Source organism: Dyadobacter crusticola DSM 16708 (assembly GCF_000701505.1).
GTDB classification, from domain to species: Bacteria; Bacteroidota; Bacteroidia; order Cytophagales; family Spirosomataceae; genus Dyadobacter; species Dyadobacter crusticola.
Genome location: NZ_KL370786.1, coordinates 41,095 through 60,333, shown reverse-complemented (window position 1 = coordinate 60,333; position 19,239 = coordinate 41,095). Strand labels below are relative to the sequence as shown.

11 protein-coding genes are annotated in these 19,239 nt (G+C 49.6%); 1 reads left to right on the top strand and 10 read right to left on the bottom strand.

The annotated features are described in order from the left end of the window. Positions 1 to 20: 20 nt before the first annotated feature. From Q369_RS0122235 to Q369_RS0122220, 4 genes are all read right to left on the bottom strand, one after another. Complete coding sequence (locus tag Q369_RS0122235; protein ID WP_031529935.1) at positions 21 to 1,004, bottom strand: FAD binding domain-containing protein; 984 nt, start codon at positions 1,002 to 1,004, stop codon at positions 21 to 23. Further along, a complete protein-coding gene (locus Q369_RS0122230; RefSeq protein WP_084165821.1) occupies positions 1,001 to 1,678 on the bottom strand; it encodes a (2Fe-2S)-binding protein in 678 nt (225 codons plus the stop codon). The genes Q369_RS0122235 and Q369_RS0122230 overlap by 4 nt, the downstream gene beginning before the upstream one ends. 123 nt (positions 1,679 to 1,801) lie before the next feature. Beyond that, on the bottom strand, positions 1,802 to 3,268 hold the full coding sequence (locus tag Q369_RS0122225) for a hypothetical protein (protein ID WP_031529933.1): 1,467 nt from the start codon (positions 3,266 to 3,268) through the stop codon (positions 1,802 to 1,804). Between the two features lie 91 nt (positions 3,269 to 3,359). Next, on the bottom strand, positions 3,360 to 3,590 hold the full coding sequence (locus Q369_RS0122220; RefSeq protein WP_031529932.1) for a DUF4287 domain-containing protein: 231 nt from the start codon (positions 3,588 to 3,590) through the stop codon (positions 3,360 to 3,362). 155 nt (positions 3,591 to 3,745) lie between these two features. Between Q369_RS0122220 and Q369_RS0122215 the strand changes: the two genes are divergently transcribed. Then, positions 3,746 to 4,267 carry a GNAT family N-acetyltransferase gene (locus Q369_RS0122215; RefSeq protein ID WP_051664225.1) on the top strand — a complete coding sequence of 174 codons (522 nt, stop codon included), beginning with the start codon at positions 3,746 to 3,748 and terminating at the stop codon, positions 4,265 to 4,267. On the opposite strand, the gene Q369_RS0122210 is transcribed toward Q369_RS0122215, so the two are convergent. From Q369_RS0122210 to Q369_RS0122180, 6 genes are all read right to left on the bottom strand, one after another. Further along, positions 4,248 to 6,569, bottom strand: a complete 2,322-nt coding sequence (locus Q369_RS0122210) for a TIM-barrel domain-containing protein (protein ID WP_229206922.1) — start codon at positions 6,567 to 6,569, stop codon at positions 4,248 to 4,250. The two genes, Q369_RS0122215 and Q369_RS0122210, sit on opposite strands and share 20 nt — an antisense overlap. A 91-nt stretch (positions 6,570 to 6,660) precedes the next feature. After that, entirely contained in the window at positions 6,661 to 8,544 is a 1,884-nt protein-coding gene (locus tag Q369_RS0122205) for a glycoside hydrolase family 44 protein (protein WP_031529929.1), read from the bottom strand. Between the two features lie 135 nt (positions 8,545 to 8,679). After that, positions 8,680 to 9,846, bottom strand: a complete 1,167-nt coding sequence (locus Q369_RS0122200) for a glycan-binding surface protein (protein WP_031529928.1) — start codon at positions 9,844 to 9,846, stop codon at positions 8,680 to 8,682. A 19-nt stretch (positions 9,847 to 9,865) separates the two neighbouring features. Next, on the bottom strand, positions 9,866 to 11,491 hold the full coding sequence (locus tag Q369_RS0122195; protein ID WP_031529927.1) for a RagB/SusD family nutrient uptake outer membrane protein: 1,626 nt from the start codon (positions 11,489 to 11,491) through the stop codon (positions 9,866 to 9,868). Between the two features lie 46 nt (positions 11,492 to 11,537). Beyond that, the gene (locus tag Q369_RS0122190; protein WP_084165820.1) at positions 11,538 to 14,756 is read right to left on the bottom strand and encodes a SusC/RagA family TonB-linked outer membrane protein; all 3,219 of its coding nucleotides are present in this window, start codon (positions 14,754 to 14,756) and stop codon (positions 11,538 to 11,540) included. A gap of 288 nt (positions 14,757 to 15,044) precedes the next feature. Continuing rightward, entirely contained in the window at positions 15,045 to 19,199 is a 4,155-nt protein-coding gene (locus Q369_RS0122180; protein ID WP_031529924.1) for a hybrid sensor histidine kinase/response regulator transcription factor, read from the bottom strand. Positions 19,200 to 19,239 lie beyond the last annotated feature (40 nt).

The window sequence follows — 19,239 nt, the reverse complement described above, 5'->3', positions numbered from 1 at the left end:
TTCTTTGTTTTAGGAACCGCTTACGCCTTCTGAGCAGCTTGTTTTAATGCTTCCACAATCACGTTTTCACCCAATTTGAGCTTAAAAGCATTGTATTTGTATGCTTTCGCGCCCTGCATTGCTATCGTTGCTGCCTGCCGGAAACTCTCCTCGTTGAGCGGTTTCCCGGCCAGCGATTTTTCTGCCTCCGTCAACCGCCAGGGCTTGTGCGCTACTCCGCCCATTGCCAGCCTGGCTTCCCTGATTGTACCTCCATTTACATCAAGGGCAGCTGCCACGGATACTAATGCAAATGCATAGGAAGCCCTGTCCCGCACTTTGTAATAATGCGCGTTTTTGTTGAAAACATTATCGGGGATTTCAATGGCGGTGATCAGCTCGCCGGGTTGCAGATTGGTATCTTTTTCGGGATGATCGCCCGGTAGACGGTGAAATTCTGCAAACGGAATGCGCCTTTCGCCTTTCGGCCCGCTCACCAGCACAGTTGCATCCAGTGCCACCAGCGCCACGCTCATGTCGCTCGGGTGAACTGCAATGCAATGTTCACTGGCGCCAAAAACGGCATGCATCCGGTTGAAACCCTGCAAAGCTCCGCAGCCGCTGCCCGGCTCGCGCTTGTTGCATGGAAGCGCGGTATCATAAAAATAGTGACAACGTGTGCGCTGCATCATATTCCCGCCCACAGTTGCCATATTCCTGATCTGCGCGGAAGCACCTGCATTTAATGCCTGCGACAGCAGCGGGTGCTTTTCCAGGATCAGCTTGTTATCGGCGACCTGCCCGTTGAGCGCCAAAGCGCCAATGGTAACTTTCCCGTTCTTTTGCTCGATCTGTTTCAGGGGAACACCGTTGATGTCGATCAGCTTTCTGGGCGACATGACATTCCGCTTCATCAGGTCCACCAGGTTTGTACCGCCTGCAATGAATTTTGCATTCGCACTGTTTGACAATGCGCTCACTGCCGCCTTGGAGGTTGTAACGCGTTCGTATTGGAATTGTATCATGATTTCAGCCCTCCGTTTTTCACTTCCTTAATTGCATTGACAATGTTGGGATAAGCCCCGCACCGGCAGATATTTCCACTCATATATTCCCTGATATCATCGTCATTTTCAGCGTGCCCCTCTTTGATGCACCCGATGGCAGACATGATCTGCCCGGGCGTACAATACCCGCATTGAAACCCATCGTGCTTGATAAATGCCTGTTGCATAGGATGCAGCTCCTCCCCTTTCGCCAGTCCCTCAATGGTAGTGACTTCCTTTCCTTCCAGCATCACAGCCAGACTCAGGCACGAAAGTACCCGCTGACCGTCCACATGCACCGTACATGCGCCGCACTGGCCGTAATCACAGCCTTTTTTGGTCCCAGTCAGATCCAGCTGCTCCCGGAGCACATCCAAAAGTGTTGCCCGCGGTTCAAGCGCAAGTTGCTTTTTGACGCCATTCACGGTCATATTGACGGGCATTGTTTCAAATGCCTCCGCGATTTTCCCACCCAGACCGTACTCAGCCGCTTTGACAACGGCAGATGGTGCAACCGCTATGGCAGTTAGAATAGAAGATTTTTTAAGAAAGTCACGTCTGGAATCATGCTCCCGTTCACTTCTGGATAGATCCGGTCTGGACAGATCCGATCTGGATAGATCCGGCGAATCGCTGGTTAATTTTTTGCTCATAAAAACGCTGTTTGGATGAAGACGAAGTGTAAGTTTTGGAATCAATGGGAGAGGCAGGTGCCGGAACCAGGCACGAGAGTACCTTGCGGCACGGAAACAGAGGGATAAAAAGATCGCGCCAGCTTACAATCGCACCAGCTTTCTGATCACGCTTTTATGGGGGTATTCGAAAACCAGGATGTATAATCCAGCCGGCCAGAAAGTGGCGTCGACCTCGAAATTGTCGTTAATCTGATAATCTGTTGAAAGCAGCTCAGTACCGGAAACCACATATGCTTTAAACCGGAGGAGCTTGCAAGCCGGTCGCCAGGCTGCGCTGTCCATTTGAACTGTGAACTTGTTCCCTATCAAAGGATTAGGAAATACGAGCAAATCCTGGCCACAGTCGGAAGTTTCCGGGCTATAAGGCAGCTCCGGAGAGGTATTAAATGTTGACTGTAAAAAGTTGGGCAAGCCTTGATATATCCTTCCGCCTTTCAAATCCAAATGAAGTTCATTTACATCGATGTTACCAATGTTACTGTTGGGAGAATTGATTACCAGCAAGCCTGTACGGTCAATGCAGGCCATGTACAACTTTCCATCAGGCCCAAGCTGCATGGAGCCGCCCACGTAAGTTGGATTATCGTTCTTTATGTCCGGACTGAGAATTTGCGATGGAGAAGTATTTGGCTTTTTTAAATCAAACTGAAAAGCGCCGTGATCATTGAAGAGCGACAGGTATAATTTAGAATTATCAGGTGAAAATGAGAGGCTGTACTGTTCTGCAAAATTACCCAAACTTCGAAAGTTCGAGATTGTTCCGGTTTGATTGTCAAAATCATACAGTTCAAAAGGCCTGCTTTCCTGCCCGAAAACAGCCGCTGCCAGCAACCGTCCGTTCGGTGAAGCTTTCAGGCTACCCAGCTCCTCACCAATGTAATGGTCGGAGTCAGGGCCTGCTTTCTTGTGGACTGTACCAATTTGATTTTCTTTAGCGGGCGAGATCCCGGAAGGAGAAACCAGATAAACCAGGAAAATGTCGCTATCCCACTTATGTGAAATCAGCCAAAAATCCCTCTTATTAGCATGCTGAACAGCCGTGAGCTTTTCGGAACCAAATTTTTCGAGTGGGATGTTCTTCCTGTCGGCTGCAACGGCGCCCATTCTTTCAGACTGGTGCATGTCGACAATTGAGTAGGCTAAACCACCCTTATTGTCGGCGTAAGACCTGGTGGTAAAGAGATAAAAAAGCCCGGGCTTGGAAGGATAAGGCAGCACAAGTGCCGATTGTGCTGACGTAAAACTACCAGCAAGTCCCTCGCCATTGCTCATTAACTCATGAGCCGCATTCCAGACAGTTCTTCCATCTGTATAAAACAAAAGCTTCCCCGACTTTGAATCCGACGCAACCGCAGTACCTTCGACATGCTTGATAGGGCTACCATAAACCGGCATTGGCTTGCCCGTTGCAAATGAAAGACCAACACCCCTGCCGAAAAACCAATGATCTGCCTCGTGCTGCGAATACCCAGGGCAGGGCACCAACAAAATGAAGAGAACCGTGGCGATCAGGAGCCGCATTGTTGATTTACAGACATTTGCCTCCATTTGATTTATCGTTGAAGATGAGCTGTTATTCCAAAACGGCGAACCCGTTTCTATAAACCGCTAACTCTTTACGGGTTGAGATACCTCTCACCTATTCACTATCTTCATTCTTAATGCCTTTCAGCAACGCATAGATCGCCATTGCGTGTCCCTGCCCGAGGGAGAAATCTTCGGCGAGCCACTTGGTTATTTCACCGGCTTTGACTTCGCTTTTTAATACACCGTCGCTTGTAAAACCCTTTTCCTGAGCCAGCTGCCGGAAGTCCGCCGGGCCTTTTCCTGTCTTTGCTTTGATCGTTTTTAAATATCCCTGAAATGACATGACGAAGTAATCTATTTGTTCAACTTTAAACCACTACATAAGTCCAGAAGTCGGAAAATCTATTTGCCGCGCCGTGTTACCATTTAGTCAGAATGGCGGCAGTTGCTTCCGGTAATTACGCCTGCTGGCTATTTTCGCGAGAAAATTGAAAAAGAATGGCGTTTCAAACTGCACAAGATCAAATTAAAATCCGGCCGGTCGGAAGGCGTGATATGGCTGCTTTGCAGCAGCTTTACTGTCAAACCATTGAGCATACCTGTAAGCAAGACTACGATGAAGCCCAGCGAACAGCCTGGCAACAGGGAATCCGCAATGAGCAGCGGTGGATTGACGCAATAGAAAACCAGTATTTTCTGGTGGCAGAGATCGGGAGGGATATCGCGGGGTTTGGCTCCCTGCTGGACAGCAGCTACATTGACTTTATGTATACCAGCAATTTACACCTGCGGAAAGGTGTTGCAGGCGCAATCTACAATTTGCTTGAAGCCGAGGCGCTGAAAAATGGCGCAGCCAGACTTACATCGGATGTGAGCCTGACTGCGCGTCCATTCTTTGAAAAGCAGAGATTTACGATTATTAAAACAAATTTAAACCTGGTCAGGGGCATCGAGATAAGCAATTACCGGATGGAAAAATTACTTTCCGCTGCCGAGCATTTTAACGCAAAACCCATTTGATTTTACCTGCAAAAGGATCTTTGCTAACCACAGATTTATTACCTTTTCTTGTCACCTCGATGCTTTTTACGGCATCCTGTCCGGGCAAAAACAGCTTTACTTCTGCTTTTTGCGGTGTATTTGCAAAACTCAGGAGCTCAATGTTGTTCCAGTCGATCTCGCCCGTGGACTGCGCTACCTTTACCTGCGGCAGCACTGCTCCTTCCCGGACGAGCAGGATCACTTCCAGTTCGCCAGCCGCGATCTCGTGCCAGCCGCCCGCATATACTTTTTTGGTCTGATAATCTACCCAAGTACCTTTGGGCAAATAAACCTGCCGCGTTTTCCCATGCTCAAAAAACGGCGCAACCAGCAGATCCGAGCCGAGCATATACTGGTTATCTACAAGCCACGCGCCGGGATCATTAGGAAACTCCACCAGCAATGCACGCATCATCGGCAGTCCTTTTTCGGAAGCCAGCTTGGACTGCGTGTAGATGTAGGGCATCAGCTTGTATTTAAGCTCCACCGCTTTTCTGAAATAGTCCTGGAATTCGGTACCATACTCCCACGGCTCTTTGGGGGCCTGCCCGTGCGTGCGCGTGTGTGAGCTCAGCAAGCCCATCGGAAGCCAGCGGCGGTACAGGTCCTCCGGTGTTTTCATTGTAAAACCGCCAATATCGTGACTCCAGAAAGTAAAGCCCGACAAGCCGAGAGATAATCCGCCCCGCAGCTGCGCCTCCATGCCTTTGTTGGTCGTTTCGGCATCGCCGCCCCAGTGAATGGGATACCGCTGACTGCCCGCCCATGTACTTCTCGCCCAAATGATGTTTTCTCCATTCAGCTTGCGGGTCAGATCAGAAACGATCTTGTTGTAACGCAACGGATATAGGTTATGCTCATAAAACCCCGTGCGCCCCGATGCATAAACGCCCGAAAACGGCGCTGCCTCGCCAAAATCCACCTTAATTGCCGATACACCCAGTTTCAGCAAGCCCGAGATTTTATCTTCATACCATTGAATGGTATTGGGATTGGAAAAATCAAGCACCGCGTCTTCGTAGGGAATGGTACCGTTCGCATTTTTTACTGCAAGACCTTTTTCAACAATCTCGGGATAAAGCACATTTTGTGGAACAAAATAGGGCAGCTGCCAGAGTGAAGTGTGGAAACCCTGCTTTTTCAGATCCGTGATCATCAATGCAGGATCCTGGAACCGTTTTGGCGCAAACCGGTAGTCGCAGCGCCAGTCTGTTTCAAACCAGCCGGTGTCAAAATGGATTACATCCGACGGAATCCGGTTCTGGCGCAGCTTCGCTGCTACATTTCTCCCGTCCGCTTCGGAAAAGTAGGTAATGCGGCTCATCCACAATCCAAACGACCACAAAGGCGGCATTGGCGCTTTTCCGGTCAGGTCCGTGTACGCGTCCAGTACTTCCTTCGGCTCGCCCAGGAACACAAACAGGTCCAGGTTTTCATCTCCGATCTGCATGGCATTCGATTCACCATAAGTGGCTCCGAAATCGCAGGTAATAGGTGAGCTGGTGTGCATGAACATTCCATAACCGCGCGAGCTCATGTAAAAAGGGATGGGCTTGTACATGGTCTGCGTCTCTACCCCATTCGGGTCGTGGGTCCACAGCACCAGCTTCTGGCCGTTTTTGTCCAGCTTGGTAAAAGACTCGCCACAGCCATATATTTTTTCATCGGGAGAAATCGAGAAAACGGCGGCTACACTGCGTGAGTAATCGGATGCGCGGCGTACAAAGGAAAAGGGCAATGTAGGTGTAAATGAAGCCCTGCCGTCAGCAGCACTGCGGGTCTGGGTTAGTACCTTACCATTTACATCTTGAACAAGCACTTTCCATGGATTTTCATAAATCGTCACAGAACCGTGCGCGCCTGTATACTGATGCCCGCCGCTGATCTTGCTGTACTTCCACGACTTATCCTGCGCAGGTTCGCCCAAGAGCATGAGCGACGGTTCTGAAACCTGCTTCTGTGTACTCGTTTTGGCACGGATTCGAATGGTGCGCGGTGAGGTAAATTCAATGAAAAACGGCAGCACCGGGTCCTGTGCGTATTCTGTTGCAGGAAACTCGTTGCTGTAAGCGCGCTTGTAGCTCAGCATGGAGTTGTCAAAATTGTGGGCGGAGAATGCTTCGTGCCGCTTCCACCTGATCTGTCCCGCGCCTGTTTGCGGATCAAACGCGGCCAGACTGTCTGCAAAGAATATGGTGTTGGAAAAATCACGAAAATCGCCGCTGACATCAACAGGTTCGTTGACGAGTTTGGAATGCTGCGCCAATACTTTGAATCCCATTGGACACAGTACCAAAGAAAACAGCAGAGCACGCCATTTTCCCGAAAAAGAAGTTAAATGCATTTCGATAAAAGTAGTTAGGTGCCCTCTGTCAAGGGACTATAATTTGTTTTACAGCAGATTGTCCATTTGTACCCGTTAATTTGATCAGGTATGTTCCCGCAGTGAGCCGGGGATTAATGGAAGCTTCCCGCTGTGTTTTTTGCAGGTTTTGTTTAAAAACCTGTGTACCATTCAGGTTAAATATTTCAAGTTTTGAGAATTCCTTTTCTGTCCATTGAACCGTCGCGCGCTCCCAGGCAGGATTTGGGAAAACTTTGATTTCAGATGCATTAACCTGGCCGTTACCCAAAATTTGTCCATCGCTGCGCAGCACCACGGCAGTCACTGACATGGCAGGCAGAGTCGCATTCAACATGGTTCCTGTTACGGCCATTTCGGACTTTTTCAATGCATTTTGTGTATGTGACCGGAAAGTTTCCGCAGCGGGCAACTGTGAAAGCGTATACACCGGCGCATTCCCCTGACCTGGAATGAAATTAGCTACATTGATCCGCACAGACTGGCTTTGCTCCGGCGACCGGTTTACCAGAATAACGGTAAGCGAATCTTCGGCAGCATTGATGCTCGGGTAAGCAGATACCAGCGTTTCATTGGCAGAAGTACCTTTTACCGAACGCGTCTGATTGTAGCGGCTGAGCAAATGCAGCGTTTCCCACATACCCGGCTTCCAGGTCCAGGGCGTAAAGATCTCCACGCCGTTTTTCATGAACTCCCCAATTGTTGAAGCATACCAAACCGCGGTAACGGGCGCTGATATACTCTGGTCAATTCCTGCTTCGGTCAGTCCGAGTGTCACTCCGTGTCCCGCTCCCAGATACTGGTCGAGCCAATCGTTGCAGCGCGCAAATATGTACTCTTTGTTAATGCTGTTGTCGTAACCTCCAAAGATGGTTTTGACACCATTCGCTTCGGGGAAAATGTAATTTCTATCAAAAAACACGCGATGCAATTGAGTAACCTCGGCTGTATTTTTTGTAGCGGGATAAAAGTGAATATCCAGCACATCCAGTAACCTGACTCCGCTTTTCTGCTGTTCCTCAGCAATTGTTTTGATAAAATATTCCAGCCACGGGTAAATCTTCCCATTCTCGCTAACCGGCTTTCCGTCCCAATTGTACCATTGCCATTCATTGGCAGTGACCGGACCTACAAGCTTAATGGCGGGGAATTTAGCGCGGGCTTTTTTGGCGAGTTCGATGTATCGTTGCATAAAAGCCTGCGGCGAAATTTGCTGGCGCATGACGTCATCGTGCGTTCCCGACCAGATCTCCGGCTCATTGTCCATATTCCAGTAGCGGATCTGATCCCGGTCCAAACCCAGGCCACCATTTCCAAACCAATGATCCAGTATTGCCACAGACGAATCGGCTTCCCACTTTTCAAGGTACAGGTTAATGTCGCCTTCCTTTTTGGCTTTCACGCCAGCTGCATTGGGGATCCCATTGCCGGCAAGATTCTGATTAACGCCCTCCCACCATTTGGACTGATTGTAATCCCAATCGGCAAAGTTGGCTTCATTGGTTTTGGCCGCATGACCCAAAAGCGGGAAAGCCCACATCCCCTGCGCTGCCGGAAAATGCATTTGCAGTGATTTGGCAACCTGGTCCCAATTGTTGGTATATACATTGTTGTACCAATCGGGGTGGCTGCTGAGTTTTTTGCGCCAGTTGTACTTACTGGAATTATTCCCGCCGCTCTCCCGAAAAAACCGCACGCCGCCATCACGCAAGCGGATCAATTCTTCCCCAGGCAAAGTCCAGTTGGGGTCCGTGGAAGAGAAAGAATTGTTCCGTCCATAGAGGTAAGGCGAGACCTCCCTCACCTCCGCAGCAGCATCGATGTCAATCGCGATCTGCGCAGGTAAGTACTGCGGAAGCAGATATAGGAGCAGGAATGCGAGTGTTTTTTGCATTGATAGGTAGTTATCGCATTTGCCCTTCGACCGCGCCCCCCTCCCTTCGACTGCGCTCAGGGTGACAAACTTAGCCTTGTCACCCTGAGCGCAGTCGAACGGTAGAGCGCACCGGGCCGCCGGGCGGTCGAAGTGTTACTTCTTCACGATCCGGAAATTATCCACACTGCCATTGAAAGATGCGATTACGACGTCCGGTGTGTTGAACAGTACTTTCAGGTCCGTGATTTTGGAAACGTCAGTAATGGTGTTACCTGCTGCATTTTTAAACTCGGACAATTCTATTACTGCAGTTCTCCAACCATTTGTCTGGTAGCCGGTAGCGGCGTACTCTGTTGAGTTCCAAGGCTGAAATGAGTAGTTGTACTCGCTTTTATCTGCCGTGATCGTAATGTCGTACTTACCAGCTTTCCAGGGCTCTGCGATGTTGTGCTCGAATTTGAACTGTCTGTCAGCAGCGGCTCCCGGAGCCAGTTTGAAATCAAATGAACAGGTCGAGAATACCCAGGCGTCGTTGTAGCCGGTAGCGGGCAGCTTGGTAGACTTAATGCGGGAATATTTGCCTGAAATAGCGCCAGGATCGTTGGCAGGCATGATAGGCGCTGCGCCCCAGCAAACTTCCGATCCCCAGCTCGTCGCAGGTACGTCGAAGTTGATCATATTACCTTCATTGTCGTTGACCTTGAAGTTTGTTTTCGCTGTGCCAAATTCTCCTTCGACGGTTACTGCACCAACAGCCGCAGTAGCGGGCATTTTGGCAGTGATCGACGTAACTGAGCTGCTCACGATCTGCAGACTGGTCTCTCCTACCTTCACAGATTTGACATTGTAGAAGTAGTCGCCATTGATCACGATATTGTTGCCCGGCTTGATAAATTCTGAATACAGGCCGGTGATAACAGGACTCGGCGCAGTGAGTACAAAATCGTAAGTAGCCTCTCCGCCATTGGTAACTACCCTGATCTTGCTCGAAACACCAGCGTCTACCGCTTTGGTAGGTGCATTGGCAGGTATCGCGATCACGATATTAGAGTTGCTGCCCAGGGCAGAGTTGAATGTAGCTTCAAAATCATTGAAGTACACCTTCAACACACTGCCCAGGTTCTGACCCTGGATCACGATCAAGCTGCCAGGCTCCGCCGCTGTCAGCGAGCTATCAGCCTTCGTGGGGTCCAGCAGACGCACGTTACTGATCACAGGCGCGCCGTCGATATCATCATTGTTACAGCTCTGAAAGGAAACCAGCATCACTGCGGCCGCCAATATTGTCAGACCTGTTCTATATAAATCCTTGAATTTCATATCTTAATTAGATTAGAGGTTAGTCTTTCAATTTGCTAAAATCAAAAGCGACCGGCTCGTTTTTCAGGGAAGGCGCATTGATGATCTCAGCTTCCGGGAACGGGAGGTACAACGTCGCGTCCGACAATGGATAATACTCGGCTGGCGAATAGGTTACCGTGTACTTCCGCGGATTGGTAGAGCCCGCTACATAGCTCATGGTGTAGTTTTCCTTGTGCTGCGACGCTGTGTAAGCTATCGCTTTGGCAGGATTGAAGTAGTACCACCGCACGATCTCGTTCCAGGAGTTACCTTCAAACACAGTCTCGATCCTTCTTTCTTTGAATATATCCTCAAAAGTAAGGGAGGTTTTCAGCGGCATGCCCGCTCTTCTCCTCACTGCATTGAAATATTCGAGCGCTTTCGGATCGGCAGTAGTTGCATTGTTGCCCAATACGGCGTCTGCGTAGATCAGGTAAACTTCGGCGAGGCGCAGCATGTAGGAATTGATGTTGGCTGACATAAATCCGCCCAGTCCGCCATTATCCGCAGGCGAACCTACGATATACTTCTTGACTGCCGCCAATGCAGCCGGTCTTACATATCTCAGACCACCATTGGCTTTGTTGATATTCGGATAAACATCGCCGTCAAACATACCGATCGCCTTTCTGCGCAAAGAATCCGCAGGGTTTTCGGTAAAATATTTTACAAGATCCGCAGAAACGCCCTGCGCTGCCCCCCAGCCGTCACCTGTTCCGGTAATATTGGCATCGTAAGCGAAGTAAGCCTGGAAAGAGTTATTGATACCCCAGGGATTGCTGATCGGCATCCATTGCAGAGAGAACAGACTTTCCGGATTGTTCTTGGTCGCATTGTGGTTTGCACTTTCGAAAAGCTCAGCATAAGTTGGTGCAAGCGAAAGTCCGCTTTTGGTAATCACACTTTCTGCATAGTATCTCGCGCTATCCAGGTCAGATTGGTTACGTGTACCATTCTGGTTCAAACCCGCACGCATCAGGTACATCCGCGCCAGCATTCCTTCGGCCGAGTATTTTGTCAAACGGCCTTGTACTGTGGTCGCAGGCAGGTTTGCTGCCGCGAAACGGTAATCCTGGATAACCAGTTTCCATATATCTTCCACTTTATTCCGAACCGGCGGCTCATTGATCTGGGCCACATTGTCGTACACGATCGGCACAGCGCCCCAGTTGGTAACCAGGTAGTAATAGGCTGTTGCGCGCATAAACCGGCATTCACCCAATCCCTGCCCTTTTACAGCAGCGGAAGCGGTACTTCCTGTCGCCTCCTTAATCGCTTTGTAAGCATTATTGCTTTGGGCGATGATTTTGTAAAAAGACTTATAACCAGGCAACAGCGTATTCACGTCTGTAGACGGAATTGCGTGCTTTACGTAAGCAGTACGGTCATTGGAGTTCAGGTTTCCTGCCCGTGCTTCCTGAAATGACATCGCTGCTTTGTCGTTGAAATCAAACCAAACGATGTTATACAGCGGCGCAGTGCCGGCCAGGATCTCTTCGTCTGTTTTATAGAAATTACCGGAAGTAAGCGCGTCCAGCGGCGGACGGTCCAGGAAGTCTTCACTGCATCCCTGCATGAGCGTTAATGCCCCTATTGCCGCTATGAGTTTTAATTTGAATTGCATATTGAGTATTTTAAAATCTGGGTATTAAGTCAAAAAACCTGGTTTGTTAGAAATCAGCCAGCAGACCGAAAGAGTACATGCGCACCGAAGGATAACGTCCCGTATCAATACCTGCCATTACAGTACCTCCGTAGTTAACCATCCCGATTTCAGGATCATACCCTTTGTATTTGGTAATTGTAAAAAGGTTTTGCGCACCCACCGAAGCTCTTAACCCTCTTACGAAAGTGTCTTTCAGAATGCTCTTTGGGAAGTTGTAGCTGATCGTGATGTTTTTCAAACGTACGTAGCTGCCGTCTTCAATGAAGTTGGTATTCATCCTGTTGTTACCATTCGGGTCACCAGGCGCAATACGCGGGATTGCGTAGCCCGGGTTGGTAAGGGTTACATTTTCAGCATCAGCCGGCTCGTAGCTGCTTGGTCTTGCGTAGTTCGCTACTGACGACCACTGGTTACCGAATACCCCGCCATTACCGGGGATTTCAGCACGGTAGCGTGGATAGTTCAGAATATCGTTCTTGAAGCTTCCGGTCAGGAATGCATTTAATTCGAAATTCCTGTAAGTCATGTTGTTGTTGAAACCCAGCGTAAACTTCGGCCATGGGTTTCCGATCACAGTACGGTCTTCGGCATCGATCACGCCGTCGTTGTTCAAATCACGGAACTTGGTATCCCCTACCCAGCTACCTGTTGCCGGATTGATCGTCAACTCGTTGTTAGAGGTTTGGACAGCGTGGTTCCTGATATCGTTGGCATCCTGGAACAGACCGTCTGCAATGTAGCCAGTGATCATACTGGCAGGCTGGCCTACTTCTGTTTTGAAACCTACCGAAGTAGCATTCCAGACCGGTGTGATCGGGTTCAGAAGCGAGGTTACTTTGTTACGGTCGAAGGAAAGGTTGAGCCCTGTTTTCCAGTAAAAACCGCCTTTATCGATGTTGACTGTGTTCAATGTGAACCCCACGCCCCTGTTTTTCATCGATCCTGCATTCACAGCGGGCCAGCTCAGATACCCCGGAGAGTAAGCAATATCGCCGCCGTAGGTAAACGGATAAGAGTTTACCGTGATCAGACTGGTAATATTCTTGATATAAGCATCTACGATCAGTTCCAAACGGTTGCTGAACATGTGCAGGTCAAGTCCGGCATTGATTACATCATCCTTTTCCCAGGTCAGGAACTCGTTGGCGAAGTTGGATGCGAGAAAGCCCGTTCCCCAACCCGTCGGCACGCTTTGCAGCGTTGAGAATACCGCGTTTCCGCCACTTCCCTGGTTTCCTGAGCGACCGATCTCAAATCTTAATTTCAGGTCGTTGATCTCGTTGACACTTTTCAGGAACGGCTCTTCCGACACTCTCCATGCAACCGATACAGCAGGGAAGTTGCCCCAGCGACGTCCCTGGCGGAATGCCGACGAACCGTCCATCCGGTAAGTACCTTGCAAAAAGTAGCGCTCGTTAAAGCTATAATTCACACGGGCAAAATACGACTCGCGAGAACCTGCGCCCTTGCCGCTGTTGTTACTTACATTGGAAATCACCGACCCGTCGCCGCCGGAAAGCTCTTCAATGGTATTGGTGATAAATTTCTTGCGGGTACCAGTCAGCGACTCGTAAGTAAACTCCTGCGCCTCGTGGCCTGCCATGATGTTGATACCGTGCTTGTTCAGTTTCAGATCATAGGTAAGCCGGCTGTGCAAGCTCCACCAAGTATTGGTATTCACCGACCTGGTTGAAGTTGCTGCATCCTGTGACACCACGAAACCGCCGATTGTATACGATGGGTGGAATGAATAATATTTAAGGAACTCTGCGCTTCCATTTGCCTCTGTGTGCCAAACCAGGTTTTTAGCCAGTTTTACATCTGCAAACAAGCTTCCCAGGATGGAAGTCCGGCGGTTGTAATCATTGTAAATCCGCGAGATCATTACCGGGTTGGTAAACTGGAACTGGGTAGTTGTAGGCCCGCCCCAGCTTCCGTCCGGGTTGGTCACCGGTACGCTTGGGTTCTGGTCCAATGCAAGCTGGATAATGCCCCCATTGTTGGTATTTACCTTCTCTTCGGTGATACCCACGCTCATGTTCGCACCGATTTTCAACCAGTTACGCGTCTGGTTTTCCAGGTTTAAACGCCCGTTATAGCGCTTAAACCCAGAGCCTTCCACAATCCCTTTCTGATTGAAGTATTCTCCTGAAAGATAGTACGTTGACTTCTCGGTACCGCCGCTCAGTCCCACTGAGTACTTCTGTAATGTAGTAGGACGGAAAAGTGCGCTCTGCCAGTTGGTACCTTCACCCAATACCGAAGGGTCTGCAAAGCTCGGGTCTGTTGCGGTTCCGCCCACTGCCTCCGCTTCATTTCTGAACTGCGCATATTCACGCAGGTTCATTACATCAATGTGCTTTGGCTCAGACTGGATTGTTACCAGTGAATTGAAGGTAACCTTTGCTTCTCCCGCCTTTCCGCGCTTGGTGGTGATCATAACAACGCCGTTTGCACCTACCGCACCATAAATAGCAGTCGCAGATGGACCCTGCAAAACGTTGATCGTTTCGATATCGTCGGGGTTAATGCTGGAAAGGATGTTGGAAAATCCCGTTGGACGGTTATTCGGATCATCGCGCATGTTGTCCGGCTTGATCTGCACACCGTCGATTACATATAATGGTTGCGTAGTACCAGTCAGCGAGCTCAATCCGCGGATCAGTACCGAAGGCGCTGCGCCGGGCTGTCCCGAGTTTTGCTGTACCATTACGTTGGCAGCGCGGCCCTGCAAGCCTTGTTCCAGCGACGTATTAATGGTCTTGCTCAGATCTTTTCCTGATACCGTTACCTGTGAGCTGGACACGTCCGTTTTCTTCATCTCTCCATATCCTACTACCACTACTTCATCCAGACTGGAAATGCTCTCCTTTAAGCGCACCTCGATCTTGGTCCTGTTCCCCACCGGAAGCTCCTGGCTTTCGTAACCAATGAATGAGATCACGAGCGTATTTGCCGCTGCTGCTTCGATAGTAAATTCGCCCTGGGTGTTGGTGGTTGTACCATTGGATGTTCCCTTAATCACCACGCTCGCTCCCGGGATTCCGTCACCGCGATCATCGGAAAGCACCACACCCGTCACTGTTCTTTTTGCGTCCGCCTGCGCCAATACCCCACCGGCTGAACAGATGACCGCCGCCAGCATGAGGAGGGACTGAAATAATGCCGGCAAGAATCGTAAGCTTTGCTTCACCTGCCTGTCTTCGTACAAATTTTGTTGCATGTTGTTTGGTTTTATAAGCCTGCCTCTTCACCCCGATTTAGACAATTCCGTGACTGCTTCAAGCGGCCGCGTGTATGGGACAAATCGAATGAATAGTTGGACAAATGTGTCTTATAAAATCATGATCGGAGGTATTCAAATGTTTACAGTTGGGGGATCATTTGTAAACTATGAGGTACTTTCAGCTGATTTTTCGTAGTATTTTACAGTTTTAACTCCGATCAGCAACAAAAAAGGGGCAGGCAATGCGGCCAATGCATTGTCTGCCCTTTTTAGAACATCAGATCATTAAATTGAATTATTCCGCTCCAACTGGCTGCCCTGCCTGCGGTATTCTGTGGGTAGTACCTGATATTCTTCCTTGAATAACCGGGCGAAGTATTTGGGATTATTGAAGCCTACCTGATAGGCGATCTCCGACACGGAAAGCTGGCTTTTTTCAAGCAGGTCGGCGCCTCTTCTCAGGCGGATAATGCGGATGAACTCAATGGGTGTTTTGCCTGTCAGCGAATTGATTTTCTTATACAGATACACCCTGCTCATTGACATGGCGTCGCTGAGCTCCTCGACGGTATACTCCGGATTGGAGATATTATCCTCTACCACTTTAATGGCCTTTTTGATAAACTCCTCATCAAGCGAGCGTACCTGAACTTCACTTGGCCGCACCTGAATATGCTGCTGAAATTGTTTTTGCAGCTGCTCACGCTGCCGGATCAGGTTACGGATGCGCACCTGCAGGATATCCAGCCTGAAAGGTTTTGTTACGTAAGCATCCGCGCCGGTCTGATAACCCTGTAACTGCTGCTCCTCTTCGGCTTTGGCAGTCAGCAGGACAACCGGGATGTGTGAAATGCGGCGATCGGTTTTAATGGTTTTGCAAAGCTCGATCCCGTCCATCTCGGGCATCATAACGTCACTTACGATCAGGTCGGGGATGTTTTCCAGAGTTACCTGTAGCCCGAGCTTTCCATTGGCTGCTTCCAGGATCTGATATTCCTGGCCAAGTACTTCCCTGAGATAGTTACGGAATTCGTCATTGTCTTCCACCAACAGTACCACCGGCCTTTTTCGTGCGGGCGTTCCTGGTGTCACTGCCACATCAATGCCGGGCCGGGCTGCTGTGTCAGGCTCAGGTGTTTCCACCGGCAGTACCCTGGACGTGCTTTCCCGTAGTGGTAATGTGACTGTAAAAGTGCTCCCCTGCCCTTCACTGCTTTGCAGGTCAATGCTGCCGCCATGCATTTTCACAAACTCCGCAGCAATGGAAAGACCGATCCCGCTGCCCTGATTGATCATGTGGTCTGGCATCGGGTGCTGGTAAAACCGCTCAAAAACTTTCTGCTGAGCGTGTTCAGGAATGCCAATACCGGAGTCTTGCACGCTGATTTCCAGCTGCTCCTCGGGCGCATTATCCCTGTTGAGGCGCAGCCGCACTGCTACCTGGCCATTCTCAGGAGTAAACTTGAATGCATTGGACAGCAGGTTGTACATGATTTTGGAAAGCTTGTCCTGATCAAAGTCGGCGTAGCGGGAATCAACTTCACTTTCGAAGAGGTAGCTGATATGCTTGTGCTCGGACAGGTCTGAAAATGTATGGGCAATCTCCCTGATAAACTGTACAATATCTCCGGACTCTGCATTAAAGCGGGTTTCTTCAACTTCCAGCTTCTTGAAATCGAGTATCTGGGTTACCAGGTTCAGCAGGCGTTTCGCGTTGCGGTGAATGAGCGAAAGCTGTTTGTGCACAGAATGGTCAGATTGGATGTTGTGCAGCAGATTTTCCAGCGGCGTCAGCATCAGCGTCAGCGGAGTCCGGAATTCATGGCTGACATTGGTAAAAAACCTGATCTTCATCAAATCCAGCTCGTGCATTTGTTGTGCGTGCCTCCGCTCCTGTTCGAGCTCAAAGTTCATTTTTTCCCGCTCGATCAAAACCCAGCGCGCGACCAGCAATGCACCGATCACCAGCAATACATAGATCATATAAGCCCACCATGTACGCCAGAGCGGCGGCAAAATTTCCAGTTCCAGGCGACGCTCTGACGATGGGCCGCCGCCCTTCATTCTCACCTTGAATACATAGGTTCCAGGGTCCAGGTTGGTATAAGTTACTTTCCTTGTATTGTCTGCTTCAAACCACCGGTTGTTAAAGCCTGCGAGCTGGTAGAGGTACCGGTTTTTTTCCGGGTGTAAAAAATTCAATGCGGCAAATTCAATGGAAAACACATTCTGGCTGTGTTTGAGAACGATCCGTTCGGTTTCGGAAATGGACCTGCTCAGCACCGGCTTACCAGCAACTAGCTCGCCGGGCAACACACTTTGATTGAAAATCTGAAAATTGGTGAGCGTTACCGGCGCAGGCACCGCTTCATCGCGGATCTTGGCAGGATCGAAAATGGAAAAACCGTTTGCACCGCCGAAGATCAGCTCACCCGAACGCAGTACCAATGCCGCATTCTCATTGAATCCCCTGCCCTGCAATCCGTCTATCTCATTGTAAGTACTCACTTCAAACCGTGCCGGAATGCCGGCAACTCTTTTGGTAACACGGAGGTTTACAAGCCCCTTCGGCGTTCCGAGCCAGAGATTCTGCTTTTTATCGACTACAATGGTCAATATTGAATTATCGGGCAGACCGTGCCTTGTGCTGTATGAAACAAATCCGTTGCGCTTTCTGTCATAGCGGTTCAGCCCTTCCGAGGTACCTACCCAAATGTTGTCCAGACTGTCCAATGCAAGAGAAGTGACGCCGTCGCTACTCAGGCTCAGCGGGTCGCCGGCGGCGTACATGTAATGGATAAACTTCCCTGTGCTTCGTTTTAATACATCAATCCCGTTTGCGGTCCCGATCCACAGGTCGCCGTTTTTATCTTCGAGCAAAGCAGAAATATAGTCGGAGCTAACTGAGTTAGGCGCCAGGCGGCGGTAATGTTTAAAAGTTTTTTTGTTTCTGTCAAACAAATCCAGGCCGTCCGCGAGGGTACCCACCCAAAGCCGCCGCTGGGAATCTTCGAAAATCTCCCAAACCCTGTCGTCGACCAAACTTGTCGAGTCCGCCGGATTGTGCAGGTAACGGGTGAAAGTATTTCCATCGAAACTGTTAAGCCCGCCAAAGTAGGTACCTATCCACAGCAACCCGCTTTTATCCAAGAACATACTGACGATCACATTGTTGCTCAGACTACTGGGGTCGCCGGGGATGTTCTTGTATTGCCGGAAAGTATTCTTGCTCCTGTTGTAGTAAATCAGTCCGCCTCCGTTGGTACCCAGCCAGATATTGCCGGAAGGATCTTCCGTAAACACATTTACATCTTCAAAAGGCAAACTTCCCGGCACCGCGGGCAGGTGACGAATGAGCGAAAACTTGAAGATATTCTGATGGTAGCTCGAAAAGCCCTTTTTGAAAGTACCCGCCCAGATCATCCCCGTCGGATCTTTGTAAAGACTAAGAATGCTGTTTTGACTGATCGTGCGGGGATCATTTGCATTTGACAGCAACGTTGAAACCTTCCCGGTCTGTTTATCCAGGATATTAATGCCGCCATGATCTGTCCCGATCCAGATCTTCCCTTCCGGGCCCTGCACAATGGCGCTTACTGCATTGTTGCTCAGCCGGAAGTCCGGCCCTGTCGTGCTTGCAACCAGCAGTCGATTGCGTTCAGTATCTAAATAGAAGGCGCCAAATACGGCTTTGACAACATACACCCAAGGCTGTCTCTGCTCGTCCACAAAAATGCGGTAGTTGGGAGATATACCAAGATTTTTGACTTTCAGCAACGCGCTTTGAAACCCAGCCTGGTTGGAATGCGCATCAATGCGGGCAATCAGCCCGTCGTTGCACACGATCCAGAGATTTCCCCGGGCATCTTCATTGAAATCGGTAATAGCCCGCGTGATCCCCTTCAAAGGATCCAGTAGCGGCTTTAATGGAATTCTGAGTAGTTTTTTAGTCTTGCTCAGGTATTTAGTCAATCCGAGTTTATTGTGATTGATCCAGTAATCACCTGCATGCGTTTTGATGATGGCGCCAAAGTCGGCGTCGCTCAGCCCGAGCCGCTTTGCAGCTTTGCTGGCATTGCGGTCAATGCTCTCTGTGGAAGGATCGTAAATATTAAACCCTTTGCGGGTGTTGATCCAGATATAACCTTCCGGATCTTCAAAAATTGAGTTGATAAAATGGTCGGAAAGGCTGGTTGTGTCGGCCGGATCATGCTTAAAGACGCGGAACGAATAACCATCGAAACGGTTCAGCCCGTCGGCCGTGCCTACCCAGACAAAGCCGCGGCTATCTTTTAAAAAGCAATTGACCTGATTATGTGATAATCCTTTCTCTGCATTGTAGCGCGAAAACTGGTAATCGCTCGACTGCGCCACTACCATTCTCGTCCCGCTCAATAAACCGGCTAAAATCAGAAAACAAGCTACAAACCAACTTCGCATGAATGGAATACAATCATTACTGTAAGTTAATTTAAACTTG